The following is a 26871-nucleotide window of genomic DNA, read 5'->3' on the forward strand; positions in this document are numbered from 1 at the left end:
ATTTCTTCTCCAATCAAAAAAAAATATCTCTTTTTTATATTAAATCAAAAAAATAGGGAAACATTATAAAAATAACAGAGGATGACTAAAAAGATTATCACCCCCGATTTTTAAAAAATTGAATCTGTTTGAATAATACTTAAATCACTTCAAAACCTAATAGCTCGATTTTATTGGAAATTAATTCAGAATCATCATCAATTTCTTCTGACAGCTTTGTAGTGATATATTTCTTGTTGTCATCAGGAAATACGGTTGCAATTTTAAAATCGTCACTGTCCATAATTACACTGGCCAGGAAATTTGCACCGCTTGAAATACCTATTCCCAAACCGAATTCCTTTGCAATTCTTTTGGACATGTTTATTGCATCGCAATCGTGAATCAAAATAATATCATCTATTGCATCTTCATCTACAATTCCAGGAATAAAGTCATCACCTATTCCTTCAATAAGGTGGCTTCCTTCTTCCATTCCCATTTTAAGAATTGATAGTGTTGACGGCTCCAATGCAAAAATTTTAGAATCAGGATTATTGTCCTTTAATCTTTTACCTATTCCCATTAAAGTTCCCCCTGTTCCAATGCCTGATACAAAGGCATTGACATCCGGAACTGCATCGATTATTTCCTGACCTGTTGTTTTATATTGGGCTTCAACATTTAATACATTATCAAATTGGAGAGGTCTGTATGCTCCGGTTTCGTTGGCAAATTCTTCGGCAAGCTCAAGAGCTCTTTTGAATCCGCCTTCCTCCCTGGAGACCAAATGGACATGTGCACCATACATTTCAATAAGTTTTCTTCTCTCTAAAGACACCCAGTCCGGCATGAAAATATGAACGTCATGTCCGTAATGGGCACCTATTGCACTGAAGGAGATTCCTGTATTTCCGCTTGTAACTTCAACAATGCTCTGGCCTTCCTTTAAGTTTCCATTTTTACGTTCTGTTTCTATTATGTATAATGCTATTCTGTCTTTTATACTGCCTGAATAATTATAATATTCCAGCTTAGTGTATATGCTGCCGTTTTTGTCTCCATATTTATAATCGACCTTGATCATTGGTGTATTACCAATTAAATTTCCCAAACTCATAATATTCAATCCAATTTAACAATATATTAATTATGTATTTTGATTATAAAATACTTAATTGATTTTAGCGAAATTTTTCTAAAAAAAGTATGAAATTACTTAAAACAAGCCACTAATGGTGATAACCAACAACTAAAAATGTGAATTATAAAATAATTTCATTAATTTAAATTATAAGTATTATTAAATAGTGAAGGTTGTGGCCAACTATTAAAATAATCAGCCATTTTTTCAAAATAAATGATTTGAAAAATAGGGTGAAAAATGGAATTTCACGCTACATTTTCAGGAAATTTTTTTCATCATACCATTTGCCATTCGTTATATCCCAAATGTCTATACCTGTTGCCATCAGGACCATCGTGAACTTCACCAGTATATATTACTCTTCCTTCCTGAGCACTGTAGAATGCACCTGGATCATAATTTGAATCTGAATCATCAGAAGAAACCTCTTCATACATTACTGTTAGGTTTTGAGTTGCATTAGATGGCTCGAAATCGTCATCTCCTGCATAAGTGCAGTTGAAAACATACTTGCCGGCGTCCTTGTCAACAGTTAAATTTGCAATACCGCTTTCATTGGTAGTAATATTTTTTGTTTCATTCAATCCGTCATCATTGGTAATCAATACATTAACTGTGGCATTAGCAATAGCTTCCCCCTTGTCGTTGGTGAGATTGATTTTGAATTCATCACCCTGATAGATTGTGTCGCTGCTTGTAATATTCAATTTTGTCTGCTGTTTACCGAATAATGAAAATGCGGATGATGCTCCGACCATCATAAGAGCAATGATTATTATCAGGCCAGCAAATAGCAATTTGTTTTTGTTCAAAGTATCACCTCTTGTGTAAATAGTATATAAAACAGATTTAAAATAATTTTTTATTTAATTCAATTACAATTTTCATGAAAGATTATATTGTTTCATAATTAACTGTTTCATAAGAAACATTTATATTATAATATAACCATATAGTATAACAGGTGAAAAGTATGGATGAAGAATACCACCAGGCAATCAGGGACAATTCGCCTTTCATTGCATGGATTCACAATATTTCGCTTAATCAGCAAAAATATATGAAAACAAAATTCAGTAAACTCGATTTAGGTCATGACGTTAGATATATAATGTACATATATGACAATCCCAACTGCTCCCAGGATGATTTGGTGAACATGTTCGGGCAAAGCAAAGGAAATATCGCAAAGATATTGAGAAAGCTTGAAGATAAAGGATTCATCGAAAGACAGACAAATCCTGAAAACAGACGAAAATACATGCTGAACACAACCGACAAAGGACATGAACTAGTACCCAAATTCAGAAAGATATCCAAGGAATGGGAAATGGAAGTTGGCATAACAGACGAGGATATTGAACTTAAAAAAAGAATAAAGGAAATAGCGCTTAATGGAATGAAACTTATCGAAGAGGGATAATTATGAAATTTGATTTAGAAACAATAGTAATAGCAGTATCATTTATTACATCATTTTTTGCAGTATTCCTGTCAAATGGTATAATCATCGGTGTTCCTGCTATTGCACAGGAATTTGCAATGAACAACGTTATTCAGAACTGGGTACCGACAATATTCTTCCTTGTGGTGGCTGTCTTTACGGTTCCTGCAGGACAGATTTCAGGAAAATTCGGAGTTAAAAAGACACTGCTTGCAGGAGTAATCTTATATCTTTTAGCATCTATCGGAGCATGCCTTTCATTTTCAACAGAAACATTCTTAATATTCAGGATACTTCAGGGAGCCGGAGTTGCATTTCTAAACGTGTCTGCAATGGCAATGGTGGTTCAGGCTGTCAAACCTCAGAACAGAGGAAAAGCACTTGGATTTACAGTTACAGGAGTTTATCTTGCAACATCACTTTCACCGGTAATCTGCGGATTTTTAGTCCAGAATCTCGGATGGAGATCAATGTTTTACTTTGTGATTCCATTTTTAGTACTGTGTATAATACTTATGGTGCTTAAAATTGATGGTGAATGGAAAACATATGAAAAAGATAAAATCGACAAGATAGGTTCAATATTATATGGAATAGGTATTTTGGCGTTCATATACGGATTTACCACATTAACAACTACAAACGGACTGCTGATAACCGTTGTCGGAGTGATACTGTTAATAATATTCGCAGCATATGAACTGAGACAAAAATCACCTGTATTCAATATGCACCTGTTTAAAAACAAAAAGTTCACATCATCAAATATTGCGGCTCTATGCAGCTATATCGCAGTAATGGTGATTACAACAATACTGAATTATCATTTCCAGTATGTGCGAGGATGGAATGCTCAGATGTCCGGAATGATTTTAATCATCACCCCAATCATTATGGCAATTATGGCACCTAATGCAGGTAAGCTATCCGACAAGATACATCCTCAAAAGCTGGCGGCTATCGGAATGGGAATAGCTACAATCGCAATGGTGATATTGACATTCCTAACCAAGGACACACCATTATATCTTGTTGTGATTGCCATGATTCTTCAGGGTTTCGGAATGGGTCTTTTCTCAAGTCCGAACATGAATGCGATTATGAGTTCCGTTCCTCCAAAAGAGGCTCCTACAGCATCAGCTTCACAGGCAACAATGAGAACAATAGGCCAGACCATGAGTTTAGGTCTTTTGACTTTAGTATTCGCTTGGGTGATGGGCAGTTTGGAATTAGCTCCTCAGTATGCTTCAATGATTGTGCAGGCTTCACAGACAATCTGTCTGATTTGTACAATAGCATGTGTTCTTGCGGTATTCGCATCACTTGTTGGAATAAGATCAAATGACAAATTCAATACAGAAAGATGATTGGTAGAATTCTACCAATTCTATTCTTTTTTTAATATATTATTGCTTTTTATTATTTTTGAAACCTTTATATGAGGATTGATGAATCTTTCAGCACTGTTTTTTTCATCATTTATTGTAAGGACATTGTTTTTACAGTGATGTACGCATCCAAGGTAGAATTCACAGTTATCTCCTATTACTGGTTTTTCCTCATCCAGTGAAATGTTTCCTCTAGGGCATACCCTTGTGCATATCCTGCAATTGATGCAGTCATCACCAACAATGATATGAAATTTACGAGTCATTGTGGATTCCAGAACCTTTTCTATGAAAGGAACATCAGTGAACATCTTTTTGGATAGTTTGAAATCCTTTTTCATTTCTATATCTTCTTTGATTGACTGAATCTGCTCGTCAATGTCATCGTCATTTTTGATTTCCTTTTCCTGTTTCATGTCAAACATAGGCAGGAAATTGTCAACCATAAGAACAGAATTGGTGTAATTTACATTCAAACCTTTCTTTTCCAGCAGCTTTATGGTCGGTCTCAATGCGTTCTGATCCCCGTCAGATCCATAGGATGTGATTAAAAAGAGATAATTCGTTTTGATATTGGCATTTAGCCATTTTTTAATTTTAAAAATAGTTAAATACTTAACTAATTTTTTTAATAAAATAAATATGTATAATATAATCTGATAAAAATTATACAATATATATTTAATTATATATTCAAATTAAATATTTTTTTAGTTGAACCTAATTTTTTTCATTAATTGATAATTTAAATTTTTTTTGCATACCTAAAAAAATATTACCCTTTTATATAATATCACTAATTAATATAAATAAATTCGACAAAAAATTTTTTTGAAGATTTAACAGATTTAGCCAATAAATCAATTAATCTGAACTTATAATCACCAAAAAATTAATTTAGATATTAAATGTAATGAAAAGCATTAAAATACATTATTACACCTTATCTAATAGCTATAAATTTAATCAGCTAAATTTTAAACCATCAACACCCTTAATAAGCTCCCTCATGTGCATATCCTTAACATCCTGGGAAAAATAACTGTTTTCTTCCAGATAAAATGCAGGAACTCCATTTTCATTCAACGGTATAGTTAAATAAGGACCGCTTGTTGTCTGGTACGGATTGTAATATGAAATATTCTGTGTACTTTGAGAAACATTTCTGCCATAATCCTCACCTGTTCCGCCGTCTACCGGGCTAAATACAAATGTATCATAGGGATAGGCACTTCCATGTCCATGTATATCAACAGCAAGTTCATAGCTTCCATTAACGATTTGAGGATATACATATTTCAAAGCAAGATCCTGACCTTCCTCTCTTCCAGGCTGGTCATCAGGAAGCAGCTGTCCATACTGACTGTAGTTCATACTAACATTTATCACATAAATGTCATAGCAGTAATTTAAGTTGGATTGTTTTGGAAGCTGATTTAAAAGTGTAGTGTGGGTATCATTTTCCAAAGGATGCACGCCAACCACATATGCTATCTTTTTACCATTAGGGTTTCCGACGTTCTTAATGACTTCAACAGTACCTAAAGAATCATTTCCAATTAGCTCACGGGTAACCTGTGAGGTTGCTGTGGCATTTCCAGAACCGAATTGGTCATGAAATACTGCAAGCTGAGTGAAAAGAAAAACACTGCAGATAATTGCAATAATCAATATTATTAAGAATAAACGATAATTTTTTCTAGACATTACTCAAATATTACTATTTTTTGATTAATAAGTTTTAGCCTTACAAATCAAGATTATCAACAGCTTTAATTAGTTCCAACATGTGCAGGTCCTTTTCGTTCTGCGGCGCAAAGCTATATTCTTCAAAATAAAAAGCAGGAATGCCGTTTTCATTCAATGGAACTGTCAGGTATGGGCCGCTTGTTGTTGAATCAGGTGCGTAATATGAAATGTTGTGTGAATCTGAAGCAACTTCACGGGCATAATCAACCCTCAGACCCTCTTTTACAGGACTGAATACAAATGTCTTATATGGATATGCTCCGACATTTGAGTGCACATCAACAGCGAGCTGATAATCACCATCACGAATTTCAGGATAGACATATTTCAGGGCAAGATTCTGTCCGTTCTGCCTTCCCTGACTGTTGTCTGATGAACCGTCACCATAATATCCTATATCTTCAGTCACATTGATTATATAGATGTCATAGCAGTTGTTCAAATCCGTCATTGCCGGAAGTAACTTGAGCAGTGTCTTATGTGTAAGGTTTTCAAGAGGATGAACTCCCACAACATATGCAATGCGTTTTCCGTTGGGATTACCGATATTTTTCATAACCTGAACTGTGCCCGGGTCCTGTGAAGTGTTGTTTGCAATGACTTCCAGTGTGACGTTGCCTGAATTATTTTTGTTTGAAGGTTCGTTGTTATTGCTGAAGCTGATGATGGCCATGCCTAAAGCCAATATAATTACTATAAGTATTAAAATTATGATATAATCCCTTTTAATCATTTAAATCCAAAAAAAAGTTTAAAACATAGGATTTAACCTATGCTACAAGTCATAGTGAATGTTGTGAAGCTTATAAAGACATACTGAACTGCTTGAAGGGAACGCATAAATCATGTAGTCAAGCTCTTCAAGGGTTATTTTCTTGTTGATTATGAATGCAAACATGTTTGCAACGTTTTCCGCATCTGCAGCATATATCTCTGCACCAACAATCTGAAGGTCCTTATCAACAATTACCTTTGCTTCAGCAGTTGTATCGTTTTTAAGCTCAAGTGAATATGAATTACCGTATCTGATCTGGTGAACGTCATATTCATCGCTTTTCTCGGCAACATATGCAGGAACTCCCACTGTAGCTATTCTTGGTATTGTAAATGCTACTGCAGGAACAACAGGATATGTTATTTCATCCGCTTCACCCAGCAATTCTTTTGCAAGGTATTTTGAGTGATGTATTGCAACTGTCACCAGCTTTGGGATTCCTGTATCTGCAACATCTCCTGAAGCGTAGATATTAGGAACTTCCGTCTGGAGATGTCCGTTTACCTTGACTCCCTTGCTTGTGTATGTAAGGCCGACATTTTCAAGACCTATGTCTTCAACGTTTGCTGTTCTTCCCATGGCTGCAACGACATAGTCTCCTGTCAGGGTCAGTCCGCTGTCACATTTTACTGTAAACCCGTTTTCATATGCTCTGTTGTTGATTTTTGCTTCAGGGTCCCTTAAAAATTCATCTGAATTCTGTGCGCTTGTGACGTTCAGTACCTTTTCAGTCGGGTTTTCTATTTCAACTTTGCTGATTACTTCATTTACTGTTTGGTTAAAATGGAAACGAATGTTTTTCTCTTTTAAAATCTCAATTACCTTTTCGACATAAGGCTGGTGGAAGTATTTGAGCGCCATATTGCCTCTAATGATTACATCTGCGCTGTGGCCTGCTTCAGCAAGTATTGATGCGAATTCCATACCTACAAATCCTGCACCTATGATTATGGCATGTTCAGGAAGCTCATCGATGTCGAGATAATCTGTACTGTCATGGAGATATTCCTTACCTTTAATATCAGGAATTACAGGTTTAAGGCCTGTGGCTATTACAATCTTGTCTGTTGTGAATTGCTTTTCGCCGACCTGTACGGTGTGTTCGTCTATGATTACTCCTTTTCCGTGGGCAACATCAAGGTCATATTCCTCGAATTTTCCGTCCAGAAATGGTGCCATGTTGGCTATTCTTTTACGCTTGAATTTCATCAGGCTCGGCCAGTCCACTTCAAAGTTTCCTGCCTTTCCGACGCCTTCGAAATTATCCGCAAGAGCCTTTATTTCATATGGTGCGTCGAGAAGTGCCTTTGAGTTGCATCCTCTGTTTGCACATGCTCCGCCATATAGGCTCTCTTCGATTATCAGTATTTTAAGGCCGGCTTTTCTTAAAAATCGGCCACCCTGCCAAGCGGCATTTCCGCTTCCAATATAAATTACATCGTAATCCATTTTTTTAACCTCACATTAAATATTAGTTGAAATAGTATAAATATCTAATTTTCAACATTAACATTCCACTTTTCCCTTTTAAAACTTCAATTGTTTAGGGATATGATATATATCCTGTTTTCAAATCACATTTGATATTGAATATCCTGTATGTTAATGTTAAAGACATTCGATAATTTTGAGGGTTTGTATACAAATGCCCTCTAAAATTTATCGACAAATTTGGATATGCTGTTCCAGCTTACCCGTGACGGGTCCATACTTTTTCGGATATTGCTTGTGAAGTTATCCGCCTTTCTGTTGGAGAGTGGATTGTTTTTGATATAGTTCAGGTTTTTTGATGACCTTTTGAATTCGCTCATGATTACCTCAAACATTCTCATTTTGACATTGATATAGGCACTATTGAAATGCCCTGATTTGCCTTAAAGGCCTTTTTTAGAAAGCCAAATTCATCCATATCCTCATTTTTAAAGGTGTTGATCATTAAATCTGAGCCGCCAAGGATGTCTGCAATCTCATCTTGTGTAATTTCATCGGCAGTGATGGCTTTTGAAGGATTGATGTCTATCAAATCGAGTAGACCGTGTTTTTTCCATATCTGATATTCCTCTGAGCCGAGATCTTTTTTAAGCTTTTTGTTGATGAGATTTTTAGGCATTCCGTTTACCCTTGCATGGTTGAAAATGATTACCCTTGGAATGATGACGCCTATTTCAAATATCAGTCCGAACTCCCTGTATTTATGCTCCCCTCTTCTGGCTTTAAAGTACCATTCATACATATCTGAAACGTCAACGCCTATGCTTTTTGCAAGTTTTGTTCCTGTTGAGCGGAACCTGTCGATTTCATCGGCAACTATTTCAACCCTTTTAGCAAATACTGTATCCTCTATGAATTCCTGATTGGATTTGAACTCATCAATGCTTAGCCTGGAGTTTTTAAGTGCAATCTTATGTGATTTTTTAGACAATACTGATTTGACATATTTGTCTATTTTAATTGCAAGAAAAGCATCATAAAACCATTTGAAGTTCATGTTTCCTGATTTGCCAAGCATATAGTAATAGTTCAATTCCATCTGGTTCATCCTTGAGTTTTTAAGGGATTTGTTGAATGTTTTTGTTTTTATATCCTCCAAAAAGACTGAAAGAAGTTTCGGCACAACCTCATGTTCATAGAGGTTTTTCAATTTTTCAAAACCTACAAAACCGTTTTTGCCAAGAGTTAAAAACTCATCGATTGTTTTAAGGGGAATATCATATATTTCTGAAACTTCATTTTTTGATTTCATGTCTAAAAATCCCTGAATGACAAGTTCCTTTTCCAGATTGTCTATTCGTTTTTTAAACTGCCAGTACAAATCATATTCAATGTGTCTAAGCCACCTGTCAATGATTGAATTTGAAAGCCCTACACTTTTGGCCGCATCAGGTCTGTTTTTTCCGTTCTTTCTCTCTTCAATATACTTTTCCATCAATAGCTTTGTTGTATTGAGATAGAATTCAGTGGAATTGCTTGTGGCTATGAAACTGTCCTGGTCTTTGATATACCATTCGTTGAACTGCCTTTGGGATATTTCGCTCAGCCTGATCGCATTGTAGAAATCATGATTTTTTAATAATTTGACAAAAAGCCTTTTCCTGTTTTCCGCATATTCCCTGTCAAATCTCACGTGGAAGTCAGTTTTCTGGAATTTGCTTCTGTTGTATATTTCAAGAAATTCCTTTACTGTCAGCTCAGCGGAACTGATTGCATCAGTTTTGCTTTTATCATCCCTCAGGGCATTTATGATTTTTCCACGTTTAATCAGGTTTTTGGTAATCTCTTCGTTTTTATTTTCAAAATCTACAAACAGGTCCAGATCATCACGATTCAGCCATGATTTCACCATGCTTTTTGGAATGCTTAGGTATTTGAGAATGTCTTTTTTGCTTATGCCCTGCCTTCTGCATTCCAGATATCTCTCCATGAGTATTTCAGTTGTCTTGATATAAAAGTCGTCATGACCTACTTCTCCCAGATAATACCATGAAAAAAAATCATCACGGGTAATTTTACTGATTTTTATGGCCTTATTTAAGTTTTCATTTTTAAGATGCTTGATGAAGACCTTCTGTCGTTTCAATGTATAGTGCTTGTCGAAATCCTTATGGAATTCATCGCCGGCATTTTTGGATGCCATATAAAGTCTGTTGAATTCGTTTTCACTTATTCCTACGTTTTTGAATACTTCCCGCAATGTCTTGTTCTTTTTGATTTCATTGATTATGATGAATTTCTTGATTTCACTTGTCTTTTTTAAAAACTCCTCGCTCATGAAATTGCTGCGCCAGAATTCAAGAACGTCTGGTGAAATGTTCAGCTCGGATGTGATTTTTGCATCGTCAAAGTTCCTCTTTTTGAGGCTGAAGTATTGCTTTATTAAAAGCTCATTGTATAATATGAATGCATCGTTGAGCTCCCCATGAATGAATGATTCCTTTCTGTTTTTAAACCAATCCCTGATATTCAAGTCATCCATTGATGAGTTGAGCATGCTTTTTTTGATGTCCTCAATTTTTAGGAGATTTTCTTCAAAGCTTTTTTCAAGCTTCAGGTTGACAAGGCGGTAGAATTCCATGTAGTTTTTCTGTTTTATTCCACCTTTCCAGTATTCAAGGGTATTTTTTATTTCCTTGGGTGTGATTTCATTGCTGTAGAATTTTGTCAAAAGCAGTGCCATTTCTATATACTGGTCGGCTTCATCAAACATTGCATTGAACCTGTCGTCGTTTATATGGTAACTATTTCCTTTTTTCTGGATTACGTTTTCCTTTGAAAGGTCTATCAGCAGTGCCATCGTTTCGCTTTCACTGAATCCGTATTTGATCAAATCGTTTTTTGTGAAATCTGAATCTTTGAAAGTGTTTTTTATGCTTAAAAGAATGTTTACATTGTTTATTTTCTGATTGCAGTCATCACACATATTTGAATTTGAGTGTGAGTTTTCACATCCGCATATTATGCAGTTTTCAAAGGAAATATCTTCTTTTGAAGGTTTGACATAATCAGGTACGGGAATCTGCTTGTCTGCAAAATCGCTGAAATACTTTTTGGAGATGTAGTACAGTCTTTGATGCAGGTCATAGGCCAATCTTTCCTCATCTTCAATGTTTTGCTTGCTGTGGATTTTGTTTCTGAGGTTGTATGCATCCTGGAGCTTGTTTTTAAATATGTATGATATTGCTCCCTGCCTGTAGAGATTATCTATCTTTTTGTAAAATGAAATCAGATTTTCTGTGATTTTCTTTCCAGACCGTCTGTAAATGTCTCCCACCAAGGTTTCAAGAAAAAGTGTTGCATCTGCAGTAACTGCCCTCGGGGAGTTTAAAACATCACTCTCAAGTTTCACCCCTATCTCGAAAAGGTCATTGTTGAAGTCCTTTAAAAAATCAAAGTTGGTCATGTTAAATTCACCTCATTTTCTTTATTTTTTAAAAATTCCTTAATTTTTATATTAATAGCTTTTATTAAAAAGAGTATTTAAGTTCTTTGAATTTTTAAAGGCATTATTGTTGTTTATTTGAAAAATAATGAGGTTAAAACAATGTTAATGTTAAAATGAGAAAAAAATTGATATTAAAATAAAAAAAAAGTGTTGAAAATTTAAAAAAAAAATAAAAAATGAGAGGTTTTCTATAATTTGAAAATATCCTTTGCCCAGCTGATTTTATGCCTTGCATCCTTGATTTGGACTTCATATGTTTCTGTGTATGTAAAGTTTTCTTCAAGGTTTTCAGCCTTATTGTCAACATCAAGGGAATTTTCTTTAACTTTAGAAGCTACTGAAGTGTTCTTTTCAAAATTTTCAATTTCAGAAGACACCATTGTTCTTGCTTCATAGAAATTGTCAATCAGCTGACCCAAATCAACTTGATGATTTTTTTCCAATTCATTTAATTTTTCAATTTGTTCGTCGGTTAATTCAATTTCAATTTTAGCCATATGTCCCACCAACTATTAACTAATATTATATATTTCAATAATCATTTAAATTATTTTCTAGTTTTTGAAAATTTTTTTTGAAATCTTCTATCAATAGTGACTGAAAAAAATAAAAATTGAAAAATAAATGCAAAATATAAACATTTTTTAATAAAAATATGAAAAAATAAAATTTTTTTCAATTATAAAGAAAAAAATATATTATTGTTTAAAAATCATTTCATTTTTCGACAACAGTCTTGCCTGTCATATGTTCAACTGTGATTTCAAAAACTTCAGTTTTGTCCAGAAGTCTGTTGATTTCATCGACAGTTTCCTCATGGGTCGGGAAAAACTTATCGCCCAAATAAGTTAGCTTGTCAATCTTTTCATCCCTGTCAGTCAGGGTTCTGATTTTTCCAAAGACTATTACACTTTTGAATGTGTACCACCACTCACCGTCTTTCCTGACGCCGTTGTCCATTACACAGTAGGAACATTTTGAATATTTTTTAACAGCATCATTCTTGTGGCCCTTTTGAGCCCCGTGGAAATAGATTTTACCGTCAACATATACATGGCTCATCGGAATGACATAAGGATAGTCCTCGTCACCCAGAAGAGCTAAAAATCCCCGAGGTTCATTGGTGAGCATTTCAATGCATTCCTCTTCCGGAAGCTCCTGTTTTGATCTTCTCATTTTTCTAAACATAATTAACCACCACTTATTTTAACATTTTTTGACCTTTCATCCATTACCAGCTTAATGAAAGAAACAGCACCTATTATAGCTGTTACGCTTTCTATACCGAATGATGCGAAATCCCAGATTATCAAGAAGTACACTATATAAAACATTTCATTTACGATGAAACTCAGCTTGATCCATTTGATATTTTTCAGGGCGTAGTTGCATATGGTAATCTGTATAATGGCGAGAATCGGCAGTAGGCCTACAAATCCCATGGTGTTTACCGCAAGACCCAAAACTACTGAAGCAATAATGAAAAATATGGTCCATCTTAATGTCAGCCTGTCATAATACACCATCAGGTTTCTGCTTGCAGCCAGCGCCAGGGTAGTTACCCCTGTCCATGACATGAAAAAAACAGATGAAATCATCAAAACAAAGGCATTTAGAAACTGATGCTTATATGCACTTTTTTCATCGTTGACTACCATACTTAAAATCAGAAATATGCCTGCAACAAGAGAAATTGCATTACCTATTACAATATTTAAAGCCAGACTCATCAATCAAATATTTTATTTTAATAACTTATAAATTTTTCAAAATATTTAATAAGTTTAATTTAAAGACTAAAACCATGGATATTACAGCCGAAGAAATGAAAAAATCAATTGAAAAAATTTATGAAAGGCTTGACGGTGTCACACCGGTTGATTTTGATTGCGGAAAGCTATGCGGTGAAGTTTGCTGCGTATATGATGCGGAAGACTACAGAAATGAGGAGCTTGCACTTTACCTGCTTCCTGGCGAGGAGCTAATGTATGAGGATTCTCCTGATTTTGAGCTTTATTATATTGACTCATCAGAAATAAAATATCCTCATTCATGGAAAGGTCAGATTTATCTTGTAAAATGCACAAATCCTCCAAAATGCGACAGGTCAATAAGGCCTATACAATGCAGAACATTTCCCCTGATTCCTCATCTGGACAAAAAGGGAAAGTTCCATTTGATTTTTGACGAATCCGAATTTCCATACAAATGCCCTATCGTTCATGACCATATCAGATTGAATGACGATTTTGTTAAGGTCACATATGAAATATGGATGATGCTTATGGCTAATCCTCTTGTTTATGACCTTGTAGATATGGACTCAAGAATGAGGGACAACAGAAAAACAGATTATGAGATAGTTATTTAACTATCTTGCACACATACTATTACCATGGAAAAAAAGTTTTTAATTATGATTCTATCCTTGTTTGTTTTGATTGGTGCTGCCAGTGCCGTTGACTCATCCAACTGGACTACCGCCAATGTGGGATATGAAACATTCAAGATACCTCCAAAATATGAAAATCCATACCAGAGCAATTTCGACATGTATGAGTTTGATGAGGATATCGATGTTTTCACCGTTAGATACGTCAATCCCAACATCATGAGCCTTTACGGATACTATATTGAAAAATACCATGAAAAGAAAGTTAATGTTTCAGGCCATGATGCTGTCCATTTTACATATTATGACAGGCATGACGAAACCAACAATTCCATACTTTGGTTTTCATCAGGCGAGGAATTCTACTATATTACCTGGAGAGGCCACAACATCACTTCAGACATTAAGGAAATAGTTAAAAGCTCATCAAAATCCAAATATTCTCATAAAGAGTTTTATGATATTCTAAATGACGAATATCAAAATTATAAGATTGTCAATGCTATTGAATCACAAAGATATGATTCTTCAAGCCGTGACAGCGGTTCCCATTCCTTTGTTTCATTTGGAAGCAACGGCATTAATTTTGGAATTATGAGCTGAAAATTATAATCAATATACTCAACGATAGCTATCATTAAATGCATGACTATTAAAAAAAGTAAGTGTTTGGTGATAGGTATTTTCTATTTTTTAAATACATTGTAAAAAAATTTAAATGTTAAGCTGTGCCATCTACATTAACTTAGTCTCACAGCTCAAGTTCCAGTCAATTTCATCCAAAGAGTTATCGGCTAGAAATTCATTGGCCTTTGTGAAGTGATTGCATCCCAAAAAGCCACGTCTTGCCGAGAACGGCGAAGGGTGAGAAGTGACCAAAACAAGATGGTTGGGATTTGTGAGCAATTCCTTTTTCTTTTCAGCCTGCTTTCCCCACAGCATGAAAACAATAGGCTGCTCCTGATTGTTTAAGATTTCAATGACTTTATCTGTGAAAATCTGCCAGCCACAATCGCTGTGTGAATTGGCATTGCCCTGCTCTACAGTCAAAACTGTATTCAGCAGAAATACTCCCTGTTTTGCCCAGCTTTCAAGACATCCTGAATCCGGAACTGGATAATCATACTCAGCACTGATTTCCTTAAAAATGTTTTTAAGGGATCTTGGAATCGGCCTGCCCTCTGGTGTTGAAAATGCAAGACCATGTGCCTGACCCTCTTCATGATATGGGTCCTGGCCTAAAATAACCACCTTAACATTTTTGAGCGGTGTAAACTTGAATGCATTGAATATGTCATCATATGGAGGATATATTACTTTAGAGCCATATTCCTCATCAACAAAATTCATGATTTTTAAAAAATAATCCTTGTTAAATTCCTCTTTTAAAACTAAATCCCAATCGTTTCCAATCATAAAATCAACCAAAAATTGAGTTATCTTTTTTTAATCTTACGTAAAGGACCTGTAACTTTCCAGCTTGTGGAATTCAACATTTCCTCATTCATCTTTTTGACTTTTTCAAGCTCTTTTTTAAGACTCTTGTTTTCAGCAACCAAATTATGATGTTCAATATCACTGTTTTTATTTATTGGCATCCATTCCAGATGAATTGTTAATATTTCGCCATCTGCTACCGGCATTTCATATGAAAATGGTTCATCATGCCACACAAGAGTGTTTTCCTTAATGATATCCTCACCATTGATGCTTAATTTTGTATAATCAATATAAACAGGATATCGTTTATTGTTTTTATCTGAGGCATTCACTCCCCGCAATTTAATTGACAGCTCACCGTCACCAATGCATTTTACCTTAACATCAAGATATCCTGCAGTACTTTCAATAAGACATCCTGCACCTTCATCATCTTTAAGCCATAGCGGGAAATCCAATTTCGAAGACTTGTCCGAGTTTTCAATTACTTCAACCGCATTGTCCGGAGAGTTATTGTTTTTGATATCTATCCTTCCGGTCATGAATTTTGATACCAATAGTGGAAATTCAGGATTGACATTAAGATGGTTTTGTGATGTGACCTGATAAGTGTCATCCAAAAAGCTGTCAAACCAATCAGATACCAATTCATGATTGTTATTTTCATTGAAATTAATTGTATTAATCACCTTTACCAATGCAAATGCAGAAATCGCATCCTGAACCTGGAAATAACTTTTGCTTTCAATTGACTGAAAAATCAGATCATATACTTTTTCAGGAGTATATTTCTTCAATTCATATTTAAACAGCTTGGATTTGAAGACGTCTTTGAGATATTTGTTAATGTCATGCCAACTGATTTTTTTATTGTTTTTCATTACAGGTGTACTTTTTTCACTCTCAACTTTAGACAGATAACTGTATTCCTTTGGAGTGTATGGGTAAATCTCATTAATCTTTTTGGCGTATTCTATGGTTTCAGGGTTGAATTCACGACCTCCTTCAACTTCAAATTCCATAAGTTGCGGCCAATATCTGACAAATATCAATGTCATCAGCAATGAATTGTCCTTGCATTCTGCTGTATTTATTTTTAGTTTGAACAAATCAGGGTCAATCAATGGAGATAATGCCAGATTATTTGACATGTAGTTTTCAACTGTCAGTTTTCCAAAGTGATTTCTGAGCCTTGTTTCCTTGTAATAGCTCCACTGAAAAGTATCTTCCTTGATATCGGGATTCCTTCTTTTTACCTCTTCAAGGCTTTCTGTGATTATTCTTTCTGTAGATTCCACAAATGAAGGTTCAAATCTTCTGGACCTGTTGACAATGTTGGTAATATGAGAAAACGCATTTCCTTTAGGCCATCCACGACTTATCCCTCCACCCATACCTGTAATCATATAAATAGGGTCTTGAGGTCGAATAAGTTTGAAGTTAAGCTGATTGTTGAAACCTAACTTGACATAACATGAAATGTCAATAACTGACTGAACGTCAGGATAATTGTAATAGTTGACATCCAAATCTGTGTTTAATTTGAAGCCATATTCATCAGCTATAATGGATGCTATTCTGAAATCCTCATCATGGTTGTGCTGGTCATTGTCAATGGAATGCACCCTTATTGAGTTCATATCAATGTTGGCTGTCAGCACCAGCGGCATAATCATTCTTGTGTCAAATCCACCGCTTAAATCAAGAGATATGTTGTTGGTCTTTTGTTTGAGGCCTCTTATAATTTCAACCCATTTAAAAAACCATTTATCCAAAGTTTTAAGCCCTTCCTCACTGTCAATATCAATAGAACTTTCATTTAACTTTATTTCTTCAAATGACAATTCTCTTGAGGTGAGGTCAATGTGGACTTTAGTATTTCTGGAAATGCAAATAATTTCATTCACCAGTGTCTTTTCATAAATAAGCGATGATAATGTCTTTGGAAGCAGTGAAATATATGCATAGTCCATGTTTAAGGTCATTTCATGATTAAATTTAAGATATTCAACTAGCTTTATAAATGAATTTGATACCGCAAAGTAACCATCCTTTTGGTATACATAAACACCGTAAGATCCAATTACATCCTGTGATATGATAATCTCATCATCTTTTTTCTCAATTAAGACAAAAACCCCTATATCCTCAAAATTAGAATATTCTGTTATGTCATTATCCTGTACGACTTGACTATTCTGAAGAGCAAAACCATATAATCGATTTTCAATATCATCAAGATTATCCGAATCTATTATAAAGAATTCATGGTCTATTATTTTTTTAGCTAACATATTATCTTAAAACAGTTTTAGAATTGAAAGTTATCATTAACTTCCCTGAGTCTTCTTTTCATCTCTTCAAATACTTCCAATGCATCTGTAGCATATCTGAGTTGTTCTATTCTTGGATGTCTGTGAACTGCCTTTGGAACACTTAAATAATCCCCATATACAGATTTCAAATAAGTGTGCGGATCATTTGGAGCAGGGAATACTTTTTCACCATAAGGCAATTCTTTTAAAGGAAATACTGTATCATAATCTAAAACCATCAACTTGTAAATGTTATTCTTTCCGAATGCTCCTTCAACGCCAGGAACAACATACTGTGCCTTATCCATATTGAGATTTAAATCTTCATATAATCTTTTCAAAGTAGTTTCATAGTCTACATTGTTTCCTATGTTGCGATAATATCTTCTTTTGGATTCATAATATTCATCGCCAAATGAATCCTTGTTGTAGTCATTTAGAAAATCATAAGGGAAGACATCCACTCCTGCTAGCCTCGGAGTTTTTCCAGTGCTGACTTCATGCCTTACATAAAGCTGCAAAAATTTTCCAATTTCCATTCCCTCAAATTTGAGAGGTCTGTATAATATTTGAATAATGTCATTAAGTCCATGAAGTTCAACTTCCTTTTCAATAACAGAACATAATTTGATATAGTCTTTCCTCATCATTCCAATGTCAGTGTCATCATCCCAAGGAACAAAATAACCGTGCCTTACAGCACCTAAAAGATTTCCAGCTTCAAGCCACCATTCCAAATCGTATTTCTTGTTGATATTAGCTATGAAAGTCATCAGTTCTACACATAACTTTTGAATATTATCCAATAACGGATTTGGTTTGTTCAATTCATAGTCAATAAATATCTTATTGAACAGAAAATTGGCGGAATTAATATATTCGTCATTCCTTTTTTTATATCTGTTGAACTCCTTCTGTAATTTGGCAACTTGAGGATGCAGATTTTCGGTAGAAACATCATGATGCTTTTCATAATAATCTTTATAAAAATTATAGCTGTTACTTCTTCTTAATATTATTTCTTCAATTCTTTTTTTGAGTCCCACTATTAATCATCCTCATTCAAATTTTTAGCTAAGACAAAGCCTTTAAATAGCTCCAAATCCTCTTTTGTTGTGATTTTAATATTAATCTGATTGCTTTTGGACAAATATATTTCCCTACCCATCAGATACATCAATGTGGTAGTATGAGGTTCCACTTTATCGATTAGGTCTTTTTCAATAGCTTCATCAAACATCTGGGTTACATATGAAAATTTGAAACACTGAGGGCAGTTGTGTATCATGACCTGATCCCTGTCAATCCAGTTTAGTGACTTATCACCGTCATTGCTTCCCAAAAGCAGGGGAGATGAAATTGCCGGTGAAGAATTTCCCTTCAATTCACAAACTCTGATTGCATCGGAAATAATGTCTGGAGAAACAAACGGTGAGGCACCATAATGAACCATTACAATATCATCGTCAGATATTTTGCCTTTTAAGTTATAAACTCCATTAATAACTGAATGCTGGAAATCCTTTCCACCCGGAGTAATCCATTTGACCTTATCCAATCCGTATTCGTCAACTAATCCCTTCAAGTAGTCAATGTGACTTTCTATACACACTACTTCAATGGCATCTATTTCGGGGTGATTTTGAAAAGCTTCAATGGTGTATACAAGAACAGGCTTTCCCAATATTTCAATGAATTGCTTTGGTCTATCAGCACCTACCCTTGAGCCTACTCCTCCAGCCAGTATAATAGGTATGTTCATTTTATAGCTCCTTATAACTTTCAATTACTTCATCAATATTGTCAACAATATATCTGTATGATGTCAAAAAGAAGAAACCATCCTCTTCACCTACACTACCTTTAAACAGACCCCAACTGATCCAATATAATGCATTTAAGATGGATTGGCCCATTGCATGTCTGTGTTCCAATTCGGTTAATTCACGTCCGTAATATGCCTTTAACAGATATTCCCTGACCTCCTCGCCATATTCATATCTGGTAAAAATACTGCAGATGTCATTTGCAGGGTCATTTATGCCTGAATATTCCCAGTCAATCAGGTAGAAATCACCTTCAGCAGTGGAAATGAAATTCGGTTCATAAACGTCATGATGGCTAACTACAAGCTCTATTCCATACTTCTCCCTTTCAGCTTTGACATATTCATCAACCTGGTCAATCTTGGCGAAGAGTTCCTCAAATTCCTTAAACAGATTTCCTTTTGTTGCACAGGCAAGGCCTATCAATCTTTTGGATTCTGCAACATTATCAAAAATCTTTGCCTCTTCTGACAACGGTATTTCATGTGTCTTATGGAGAGCATCAATAACCTGCTGCAGATGCATTTCGTTTTCCAAAATTGTACAAGGAATAATGTTCTGGATGAAATATGAAACTTTCCATCCTGAAGGGTCAATATAAATTAATGATTTGTCCAATCCGTATTCTTTAGCCATATTTTGAGTATATACTTCAGTACGTCTGTCTATCAGATTGTCTGCAGTTCCGCCAGGATGCCTGTATACATATTCAACATCATGAAGAGAGAATTTGAAAGAGGCATTTGTCAATCCCGCCTTGATGATTTCAATGTTTTTTATTTCATTAGGATTGCATTTGAAAACAGTGCAAATGTTTTCAATAATTTCGGAATCAACATTCAATAAGAAATCGGAATCGAACTGTCTTAAATCGTCAATGTCTTCGAATTCAAGAATATCATCTTTTTCGAATTCCTTCAAATACAGGGTCAAGTCCTTAATGTGGGTTGCATAGAATTCTTCCCAAAACATGTTTGCAACACCGAAGTTTTTGATTTCATTTTCCATGAAACGGCTAAATCTTTTTGAGAAATCTTCATTAAAATAGGCATGACCTACCATTGCCATGCTGTCCTTTCCTCCAATGTAACATCCGGTTATGACGTCGGCATCTGAATAATCAACAGAAAATTCTAGAAAATCATCATCCAAATATGTACAAGCCCTATAAGATCGGTTATCTTTATTATCATCAAGGAAAGGATTTTCCAGGAAGTAATGGTCAGCGCAGCAAATAAAAGAATTTTTCAGGTATTGGCGTGAAACATATAATGAATAGATATTACCAAAATGGCCATAAGTATTGTTAATGAGCAGTTTTACCTGAGGATATTTATACTCCAAATAGAAAAACTTCTCTTTCATGTAGCCGATTACAATATAAATTTCATTTACTCCGGCTTCAATAAGTTGCTCAATTTGACGTTCGATTAAAATTTCTCCCCTTACAATGAAAAGTCCTTTTGGTTTTTCATATGTAAATGGAGCAAATCTGTTTGACTTTCCCGCAGCCATAATTATTGCATTTTTCTCCAAAAGAATAACCCCTATTAATTAATTTTATATAAGAATCTATTTCTTATTATTTTTAAATATTATTGAAAATAGCCTAAAAATAGTTAAAATAATTAATTTCTATAATATTACAACTATAAAAACAAAGAATATTACTAAAGCACATAAGCAACAAGCAAGGTTGCTGTTGAAGTCTTTATTTTCATTGGAGTTTTTGGAATTGTTCAGTGATGTTGAAGAAATAGTATACTTTTCCTCATTTTCATAAACATCAGCCAGCTTAATTGCAACCCAAACTGACCTGATGATGCCTACAAATAAAAGCAAAACAGCCAAAAGTAAAATCAGCATGCTCTGATTCATCGGTATTACGCTTGGGGCTCCGAACAATGCATAGAATACGAAATATAAAAACCATGGAAGTTCATACATTACACCTTCCAGAAGCCAATTCTTGTTATTGTATTTCACTGCGATGTAAATGAATCCGAATCCATTTAAAAACATTATAAATGAAAGGATTACCCACCATGATTTTTTAATTTTTTCAAATACGTTCATGTTATTCAATTAAGCTGCTGTTTTTTGTTTCAATTTTATCTACAACTTTCTGACCGTCCATTGCCATGTCACTGAACATGTCTATTGTTTCCTTCATTTTAGGAAGTGCCTGTTCTTTGTAGATGCTTACATCTTCAATAGCCTGAAGAGCTTCTGCAAATGATGCCTTTAACACGTCAGGTGAAATCATGGTTTCTGCACTGTGTTTTTGGATTTCGCTTCCCTGCTCTTTAAGCATGTGTGAAGTTGTCTCGATGATGTTTTCTGTTGTGGCATTGAGGATGTTGATTTTATCCATTACAATCTTCTGGTCATAAAGGGCGCTTGCCACCATAACACCTGTTCTTAAAGCTGACAGGGTGACGTTTTTAGCACGGTAAACTCCACGGATAAGTTCCTTGTTGTTTCTTCTAATTACATTCAATGATACTATTCCCTGCTGATTTACAACAATCATCTGCTGCATATCCATAATCCTTTGCCTGAGAGGGAAAAGAATTTCCTCTTTTACGAATTTGATTTTATCTGCAGGAACTCCATTTATTTCCGCTTCCTGGATTTGGGCTTCGATTGACTCATCCATCTTTTTACCGAGTTCAATGTCTGCCATCAGTTTGTTTGTTACTTCTCTTAGGTAGTTTTCCTCATTCAAAAGAGTTGTATTGTCGTTCTGTAAAACTTTGCTGCTGTGGTCCAGTGACTCAACAATGTTGGAAATGGCTCCTTCTGCCTTTTCATATTTTTCAAAGTATTTTCTGACAGGATTTAAAAGGTCGCCTAAAAATCCTTTTTTTGTAAAGTCAACTTTGCTTGGATCAAGGTCTTTCATCTGTCTGTCAAGTTCAGCCAGTTTGTCACCGATGTTTTCAGCATCTTTTCCTCCTTTGGAAAGGTCAACGAATCTTGTAGCCAGCATCTCATTTCTGCCTGCTGATTTTGACATGTCAGACAAACCGAATGATTCTAATGGTTTTAAGATGCTTTCCCTTTCATGAGGGTCATTCAAATCAGCGTCAAAAATTGCAACAGCATTGTCTTTAGCCTGATTTTTCAGATTGGAATTTTCCAATTTTTTCTCTTCCTCTTTTAATGTTGTTTCAACATCGCTTTTGATTTCATCTATATCTAATGAGAATTCAGCCATTTTTTTCACCCTAATTTAAATAATCGATTTTACCTATATCTATTTTTGAAGTAAAGTTATCTATAACTTTTCCGTCTTTTATAATTTCTACATTAACATGATCAGGATTAGGTTTCTTGTATGTAGTATAATATCCGAAACTTATGGAGTAATCGGTATCGTAGTAGACATTTGCCAATGTTTCGGTTTCATGACCTATTTCAGTATTGTTCTTGTCCATGTATGTTGTTTTTATGTTATATCCTTTTAAATCTGATGGAACCTTGTTGAATATTGCTTCGGTATATAAAGCGTAGGATGTTTTTCCTGAACTTTCACCATCCCATCCGTCAACGTTGGATATTGTCAGGTCAACTTCATGTTTTGGTGCGTCATCTGCAGTATCTGAATTGTCATTTCCTCCAAATCCCATGGAAAGAAATATTCCTGCTCCCACTACAATAACAATAGCTATCAAAACTAAAAATATTTTTCCGTCAGAGAAAAGTCCTCCTCCGCTTTTTGATGCGCCGCTTGAACTGTCGAAAAAGTCATGTCCGCAATTTGCGCAGAAATGAGCATCCTGAGGAACAAATTCTCCACATTCTGGACATTTTTTGGTCATTTTAATCACTCTTTATAATCCTTAACTGAACTGATTAGGTCTTCCATATCATCCAGTAAGACCTGAACCTCACCCTGTGACTCTGAGTCCGAATTGATGTTTATAACCAGTTCGTTTGTCAAATCCTCTATCTGATTTATAATCTTTTTCATGGAATCTATTTTATTTTCAATCTCCTGTCTGATTCTTGGTGTATCTTCCACAGCCAAATCTATGATGTTTGATGCAGTATCCGCCTGAGAGTAAAATAGCTTGTTGCAGCTGTCCACCATTTTAATGAACTTGTCATATGTTATTTGAGGCGGCTTGAATTTCTTTTCAATTAGCTGTCTTACTACATTCTCCTTGACTTCAAATAGAACCTTTAGATTGCTGATTTCATTTTCATATTTGTCCAAAGATTCAATATGATTATCCTCAATAACTTCCGCATTTACGTTTTCATCTGCAGATTTCTTGGCAGTGGTTTTTTTATCCTGTGAAACTTTAGACGGTCTTTTCCTTTTGATATTGAATATGCGGTATGCATATACCAACGGAACTATAAAGAGAACTAAAAGGATTACCGCAAACAATAAGTTCCTGATAAACAGTACTGGGATGGTTATAACTATTAAAATCAAATAATAAAAACTTAAAAGCCATGGTAGTGATTCATGCACAAGCAATACATCTGACACATCACCAATGCCCCTGTCCAGTCTGATTTGTGAAGCTGCCCTTGAATCAGGTGCATACTGCATTATCTCACTGTCACTAAGGATGCCTTGCCTAGGCTCAATAACATATTTAACTTCAGATAATGTTTCAACACAGCTAATTAAGTTTCCTTCACAGTCATGTGCCCTGGATTGCTTAAATGTCAGAGGTGTTGTAAGTCTTTTGATTTCCTGTGCCTTTGTAATTTTTGAAGTCATATTGCATATCACCAATGATTAATATTATTGCATTAACACTTTTTAAATATATGTATTAATATTGTTATTAATCATCGAATTGCTTTTCAAGCAAAATTGTTACAGGACCATTGTTCAGTAGGTCCACTTTCATGAATGCTCCGAAAACTCCTGTTTCGACTTCGACATATTCACGGCACTTTTCGACAAAGTAATCGAACAGTTCTGTTGCCCTGTCCGGTGCCAAAGCCCTGTGAAATGATGGCCTGTACTTTTTGACCTTGCCGTATAATGTGAATTGAGGAACAAGCAGCAGCTTTCCCCCAACATCAATTACGGACCTGTTCATGCGCCCGTCATCATCTGCAAATACCCTTAACTTGGCCACTTTACGAGCAAGATAATCGGCTTCCCTATGTGTGTCGTTTTCACCGAATCCGACCAGAACCATCAGACCTTCATCAATACGCCCCGTGATTTCTCCTTCTACTTCAACACTTGCATGTGTTACTCGTTGAACTACCAGTTTCATTTTGCAAATTCTCCTAAGAAATTGACCGGTTCGTCTCTTTTTGACCTTTCATAATATTCCGCTGTTGCTGAAAACAATGCGTCTCCTGCTGAGTTGAGTGCTGTTTCACAGGAATCCTGAATTACTCCTATGATGAATCCGACCGCCACTGCCTGCATGGAAATATCGGCAGATATTCCGAAAAGAGAACATGCCATTGGAATAAGAAGAAGTGATCCTCCTGCAACTCCTGATGAACCGCATGCACCCAGTGTGGATATTATGCACAGTACAACCGCTAAAGGAAGTGCGACATGAATTCCGATTGTATGACATACGGCAAGTGTCATTACAGTAATTGTTACTGCCGCACCTTCCATGTTGATTGTGGAACCTAAAGGAATACTTATTGAATAGAAATCCTTGTCAAGACCCAGTTTTCTGCACAGTTCCATATTTACAGGAACGTTAGCTGCTGAACTTCTTGAGAAAAATGCAGTGATTCCACTTTCCCTAAGACATGTCAATACCAACGGATAAGGATTGCGCTTCAGTGTAAATCCTGCTATCAGAGGATCTGTGACAAAGGCAACGAATGCAATGCATCCAACCAAAAGAAGAATCAGCTGACCGTATTGGGTGAAAATTCCAAGTCCACTTTCGGAAACTGAAGTGAATACCAAACCCATTACACCGAAGGGTGCACATTGGATGATTGCACGGACAACTCTTGTAATCGCTTCTGCAAAATCGGACATGACCGCTTTGGTTCCAGTGATTGCGACATTCTTAAGGGCCAAGCCCACAACAACTGACCAGAATAATATTCCAAGATATTCCCCTTCTGTCAATGATTTTAAAGGATTCTGGAAAATATTCAGAAGAAGATTTGTAACTATCTCTTCAAGCCCGCTTGGAGCTGTAACATTGCTGACTGAAGACAAATGCATTGAAACCGGAAACATGTAACTTCCGATGATGGCCACCATAGCTGCCAAAAAGGTACTGAACAGATATAATATAATTACTGTTTTAAATCTGTCTGCAATTCCGCTTTTAGCCTTTGAAATAGCTGAACAAACCAATATAAATACCAATATAGGTGCTATAGCTTTTAAGGCACTTACAAACAATTGCCCCGGCAAACCTATTATATCGTATTGTGGAACGAATATTCCCAGGATTGCACCGATAATCAAACCGATGACAATTCTTAAAATAAGACTTGTTTCAGTCCATTTTTTAATAATGCTCATTCAATCCACCTAAACTACAAATTCAGACTATCTAAGACTTCGTCTGTTGTTTCTTTTACAACATTTGCGGCTTCTTGGAACTGTTTGAGTTCATAATCATTCATATGAAGTGGAACAATCATTGCTACGCCCTTTTTAGACAATACAGCAGGCACACCCAATGACACATCCCAAACATCACCAATTTCACCTTCTAGAAATGCTGAAACAGTAAGCAGTTTGTGGGAATCTGTAATTATTGTAGATATCAAATTTGAAATAGCGAATGAAGGACCGTATTCTGTCGCTCCCTTTTTAGAAATTATAGTGTTTCCAGCTTTTTTAAGTCTGTTTATTAATCTTGGAACTTCCATGTCAACGCTTTTTACGAAATACTTTAATGGAATACCACCAATGGTTGTTGAACTTAAAAGAGGAACCATATGGTCCCCATGTTCACCGATAACCCTTGTGTGAACTTCTGAACTGTTAATGTTAATCTGCCTTGAGAAGTAAGCTTTAAGTCTCAAGGAGTCAAGGTGATTTCCAATACCGATTACCTTGGTTTTCTTAAATCCTGATGCCTTCAATGCGACTGTTGTCATAACATCAACAGGATTTGTAGCTACCATCAAAATGCAATCAGGTGCATGTATCGCTACATTGCGTGCATATTCATAGACTATTTCACCGTTTGGTATTGCCAGATCACGTCTGTTCATTCCCTCTTCACGATGAATTCCAGCTGTTATCAATACGATTGCAGAATCTTTAAGGTCATTGTAATCTGATGACGGTGTTAGCTTGCAATCAATGTCCTCTGCGGCCAATGCATCATACATGTCAAATGTTTCCCCCCTTGCCTTTTCAACACTTTGAGGCCTTGCAAAAAATACTATTTCATCTACAGTATCGGCTCTTGCAAGTGTGAATGCAACATTTTTTCCAATAATGCCTGTTGACCCCATTATTGTTACTTTTACCATAATGTTAATATTAGTTTTTAATATA

At 35.4% G+C, this 26871-nt stretch carries 27 protein-coding genes; 4 read left to right on the top strand and 23 right to left on the bottom strand.

Annotation, left to right across the window (positions count from 1 at the left end):
• Window positions 1–139: 139 nt before the first annotated feature.
• Both E7Z81_RS06080 and E7Z81_RS06085 read right to left on the bottom strand, forming a co-directional pair.
• A complete protein-coding gene (locus E7Z81_RS06080) occupies window positions 140–1099 on the bottom strand; it encodes a PLP-dependent cysteine synthase family protein (RefSeq protein WP_292745374.1) in 960 nt (319 codons plus the stop codon).
• A gap of 302 nt (window positions 1100–1401) precedes the next feature.
• On the bottom strand, window positions 1402–1938 hold the full coding sequence (locus tag E7Z81_RS06085; RefSeq protein WP_292745376.1) for an Ig-like domain-containing protein: 537 nt from the start codon (window positions 1936–1938) through the stop codon (window positions 1402–1404).
• A 161-nt stretch (window positions 1939–2099) separates the two neighbouring features.
• On the opposite strand from E7Z81_RS06085, the gene E7Z81_RS06090 reads away from it, so the two are divergent.
• Together E7Z81_RS06090 and E7Z81_RS06095 are read left to right on the top strand one after the other, a co-directional pair.
• A complete protein-coding gene (locus E7Z81_RS06090) occupies window positions 2100–2549 on the top strand; it encodes a MarR family winged helix-turn-helix transcriptional regulator (protein WP_292745378.1) in 450 nt (149 codons plus the stop codon).
• Between the two features lie 2 nt (window positions 2550–2551).
• Window positions 2552–3937, top strand: a complete 1386-nt coding sequence (locus E7Z81_RS06095) for an MFS transporter (RefSeq protein ID WP_292745380.1) — start codon at window positions 2552–2554, stop codon at window positions 3935–3937.
• Window positions 3938–3957: 20 nt separating this feature from the next.
• On the opposite strand, the gene E7Z81_RS06100 is transcribed toward E7Z81_RS06095, so the two are convergent.
• From E7Z81_RS06100 to E7Z81_RS06140, 9 genes are all read right to left on the bottom strand, one after another.
• Window positions 3958–4632 carry an EFR1 family ferrodoxin gene (locus E7Z81_RS06100; RefSeq protein WP_292745382.1) on the bottom strand — a complete coding sequence of 225 codons (675 nt, stop codon included), beginning with the start codon at window positions 4630–4632 and terminating at the stop codon, window positions 3958–3960.
• Between the two features lie 292 nt (window positions 4633–4924).
• Window positions 4925–5665 carry a hypothetical protein gene (locus E7Z81_RS06105; RefSeq protein ID WP_292745384.1) on the bottom strand — a complete coding sequence of 247 codons (741 nt, stop codon included), beginning with the start codon at window positions 5663–5665 and terminating at the stop codon, window positions 4925–4927.
• Between the two features lie 40 nt (window positions 5666–5705).
• The gene (locus tag E7Z81_RS06110; protein ID WP_292745386.1) at window positions 5706–6440 is read right to left on the bottom strand and encodes a hypothetical protein; all 735 of its coding nucleotides are present in this window, start codon (window positions 6438–6440) and stop codon (window positions 5706–5708) included.
• A gap of 42 nt (window positions 6441–6482) precedes the next feature.
• On the bottom strand, window positions 6483–7931 hold the full coding sequence (locus E7Z81_RS06115) for an NAD(P)/FAD-dependent oxidoreductase (protein WP_292745387.1): 1449 nt from the start codon (window positions 7929–7931) through the stop codon (window positions 6483–6485).
• A 203-nt stretch (window positions 7932–8134) separates the two neighbouring features.
• Complete coding sequence (locus E7Z81_RS06120; protein WP_292745389.1) at window positions 8135–8293, bottom strand: hypothetical protein; 159 nt, start codon at window positions 8291–8293, stop codon at window positions 8135–8137.
• Window positions 8294–8310: 17 nt separating this feature from the next.
• Window positions 8311–11379: a hypothetical protein gene (locus E7Z81_RS06125; protein WP_292745391.1), complete on the bottom strand. Its 3069-nt coding sequence runs from the start codon at window positions 11377–11379 to the stop codon at window positions 8311–8313.
• Between the two features lie 230 nt (window positions 11380–11609).
• Window positions 11610–11918, bottom strand: a complete 309-nt coding sequence (locus E7Z81_RS06130; RefSeq protein ID WP_292745393.1) for a hypothetical protein — start codon at window positions 11916–11918, stop codon at window positions 11610–11612.
• 220 nt (window positions 11919–12138) lie between these two features.
• Window positions 12139–12609, bottom strand: coding sequence for a pyridoxamine 5'-phosphate oxidase family protein (locus E7Z81_RS06135; protein ID WP_292745395.1), 471 nt, complete (start codon window positions 12607–12609; stop codon window positions 12139–12141).
• A 2-nt stretch (window positions 12610–12611) separates the two neighbouring features.
• Entirely contained in the window at window positions 12612–13151 is a 540-nt protein-coding gene (locus tag E7Z81_RS06140) for a YgjV family protein (protein WP_292745397.1), read from the bottom strand.
• Between the two features lie 74 nt (window positions 13152–13225).
• Here E7Z81_RS06140 and E7Z81_RS06145 point away from each other — a divergent pair, with 74 nt between their 5' ends.
• Entirely contained in the window at window positions 13226–13792 is a 567-nt protein-coding gene (locus E7Z81_RS06145) for a hypothetical protein (RefSeq protein WP_292745399.1), read from the top strand.
• Between the two features lie 24 nt (window positions 13793–13816).
• On the top strand, window positions 13817–14416 hold the full coding sequence (locus tag E7Z81_RS06150) for a hypothetical protein (protein ID WP_292745401.1): 600 nt from the start codon (window positions 13817–13819) through the stop codon (window positions 14414–14416).
• 132 nt (window positions 14417–14548) lie between these two features.
• On the opposite strand, the gene ung is transcribed toward E7Z81_RS06150, so the two are convergent.
• The 12 genes from ung to E7Z81_RS06210 all read right to left on the bottom strand — a co-directional run bounded on the left by ung (window position 14549) and on the right by E7Z81_RS06210 (window position 26846).
• The gene (gene ung / locus E7Z81_RS06155; protein WP_292745403.1) at window positions 14549–15229 is read right to left on the bottom strand and encodes a uracil-DNA glycosylase; all 681 of its coding nucleotides are present in this window, start codon (window positions 15227–15229) and stop codon (window positions 14549–14551) included.
• Window positions 15230–15249: 20 nt separating this feature from the next.
• Window positions 15250–17547, bottom strand: a complete 2298-nt coding sequence (locus tag E7Z81_RS06160) for a hypothetical protein (RefSeq protein WP_292745405.1) — start codon at window positions 17545–17547, stop codon at window positions 15250–15252.
• Window positions 17548–17564: 17 nt separating this feature from the next.
• The gene (locus E7Z81_RS06165) at window positions 17565–18614 is read right to left on the bottom strand and encodes a LicD family protein (RefSeq protein ID WP_292745407.1); all 1050 of its coding nucleotides are present in this window, start codon (window positions 18612–18614) and stop codon (window positions 17565–17567) included.
• A 2-nt stretch (window positions 18615–18616) separates the two neighbouring features.
• Complete coding sequence (locus tag E7Z81_RS06170) at window positions 18617–19330, bottom strand: IspD/TarI family cytidylyltransferase (protein ID WP_292745409.1); 714 nt, start codon at window positions 19328–19330, stop codon at window positions 18617–18619.
• Between the two features lies 1 nt (window position 19331).
• Entirely contained in the window at window positions 19332–20930 is a 1599-nt protein-coding gene (locus tag E7Z81_RS06175) for an NTP transferase domain-containing protein (RefSeq protein ID WP_292745410.1), read from the bottom strand.
• 99 nt (window positions 20931–21029) lie between these two features.
• Entirely contained in the window at window positions 21030–21470 is a 441-nt protein-coding gene (locus E7Z81_RS06180; protein ID WP_292745412.1) for a hypothetical protein, read from the bottom strand.
• A gap of 1 nt (window position 21471) precedes the next feature.
• The gene (locus E7Z81_RS06185; protein WP_292745414.1) at window positions 21472–22614 is read right to left on the bottom strand and encodes a toxic anion resistance protein; all 1143 of its coding nucleotides are present in this window, start codon (window positions 22612–22614) and stop codon (window positions 21472–21474) included.
• A gap of 10 nt (window positions 22615–22624) precedes the next feature.
• Window positions 22625–23218 carry a zinc ribbon domain-containing protein gene (locus E7Z81_RS06190; protein ID WP_292745416.1) on the bottom strand — a complete coding sequence of 198 codons (594 nt, stop codon included), beginning with the start codon at window positions 23216–23218 and terminating at the stop codon, window positions 22625–22627.
• Window positions 23219–23223: 5 nt separating this feature from the next.
• Window positions 23224–24135 carry a hypothetical protein gene (locus E7Z81_RS06195; RefSeq protein WP_292745418.1) on the bottom strand — a complete coding sequence of 304 codons (912 nt, stop codon included), beginning with the start codon at window positions 24133–24135 and terminating at the stop codon, window positions 23224–23226.
• 67 nt (window positions 24136–24202) lie between these two features.
• Entirely contained in the window at window positions 24203–24646 is a 444-nt protein-coding gene (dtd, locus tag E7Z81_RS06200) for a D-aminoacyl-tRNA deacylase (RefSeq protein WP_292745420.1), read from the bottom strand.
• Entirely contained in the window at window positions 24643–25881 is a 1239-nt protein-coding gene (sstT, locus tag E7Z81_RS06205; RefSeq protein ID WP_292745422.1) for a serine/threonine transporter SstT, read from the bottom strand. The genes dtd and sstT overlap by 4 nt, the downstream gene beginning before the upstream one ends.
• A gap of 14 nt (window positions 25882–25895) precedes the next feature.
• Complete coding sequence (locus tag E7Z81_RS06210) at window positions 25896–26846, bottom strand: malate dehydrogenase (protein WP_292745423.1); 951 nt, start codon at window positions 26844–26846, stop codon at window positions 25896–25898.
• Between the last annotated feature and the right edge of the window lie 25 nt (window positions 26847–26871).

It is taken from the genome of Methanobrevibacter sp. (genome assembly GCF_015062935.1).
Lineage (GTDB): Archaea > Methanobacteriota > Methanobacteria > Methanobacteriales > Methanobacteriaceae > Methanocatella.